Source organism: Oleiphilus sp. HI0086 (assembly GCF_001635225.1).
The window spans coordinates 1-1,220 of the sequence record NZ_LWFZ01001355.1; the positions used below are offsets into that span (position 1 = coordinate 1).

1 protein-coding gene is annotated in these 1,220 nt (G+C 45.2%); it reads right to left on the bottom strand.

Annotated features, from left to right (window positions below):
- Positions 1-254 precede the first annotated feature (254 nt).
- Positions 255-1,136 carry an OmpA family protein gene (locus A3756_RS23335; protein ID WP_068554790.1) on the bottom strand — a complete coding sequence of 294 codons (882 nt, stop codon included), beginning with the start codon at positions 1,134-1,136 and terminating at the stop codon, positions 255-257.
- Positions 1,137-1,220 lie beyond the last annotated feature (84 nt).

The window sequence follows — 1,220 nt, forward strand, 5'->3', positions numbered from 1 at the left end:
AGCGTCATGCTCAGACGCCAAGACACTCTGGGATAACATCCAAAGATAAAAAACAAAACTCAAAGCACAAACTTCTGCCACGCTACGCCAGCCTCGGGTTCTAAAAATAGAGCATGAATTATCGAGATAGTGTTTATTCTCTAGAGCTCGCATATGACCTCCAACTAAGTAAAGTCCGTTGATCAAAAACATTATTCACGCCATAGCGACACATAAGGTCGCCATGGCATTTAGCTGCATTCAAATAAGAACTTTCACTGACTTAATTCTGCAAGTGACGTGCTTTCAATCACTTGCGAAGGTTCTATTGGCTCCTCTTTTGTTGAAATTATTTCTTGCGGGCTATCTTGGCCGAACTCGATTGCTACACGACGATCTAAAATTGCGTTGCCCTCATCACCTTCAGCCACATGAGCCATGCTTTCACCGACTGACTTAATCACAATGCGTTCTGCTGAGATACCTTGAGCGAGCAAAGCATCTTTCACGCCCTGAGCTCTCTCACGGGATAGTTCTTGGTTGAATATCGCTGGGCCACTTTGGTCGCTAAAGCCTGTCAAAGTTATCTGTAGATGAGGATAGCGCTGTAAGAACTCCGCCATACTGGAAATACGATCGCTAACATATGAGGGGACACGCGCTTGGCCTTTTTCAAAGTAGATCTCTTGGGTATAGGCACTCAAAAGATTCGACAAATCGCTCTGTTCTAAGGTTTGAACCTTGCTCGCCAACTCAGCTTGTAAGTCATTTAACTTTTCAGTTTGATGGTGATGACGACGCTTTAGCTCACCTAACTTAGCCCTGGTTGCTCTTAGCTTTTCCATCTCTGTGTTCAAGTCATTGGAGCTAGACGTCACTAAGTTCGCCTGTTCGTGCAACTGTTCCTGAGCCTCTTCAAGCGCCTCGTGCTGATCTTGCCCCCAACCAAAAGCACCACCTAAGCTAGCACCTATAGCAATACCCGGAGGGCCTGCAATAATGCCGCCTAAGACAGAGCCAATGCCCAGCCCCCAATAGGTTGACTCATTACTTTCTGCACTCGTTTGTTCTGCCAGTTCATTAGCAAAAGGCGCTGAACTCATACTAGCGAGCAATACCAGGCTGGCGATTTTCGATTTATTCATTATTTGCTTCATAGTGATCTCCACTTAATCTATTTAAGAAACGATATCTGGCACCTGAGTGCTTGCCGTATCGATGAGACTATTGAAACAATTTGC

Coding starts and splice junctions, on each gene's coding strand:
- A3756_RS23335 (WP_068554790.1), bottom strand. CDS start 1,136: ATGAAGCAAATAATGAATAAATCGAAAATCGCCAGCCTGGTATTGCTC.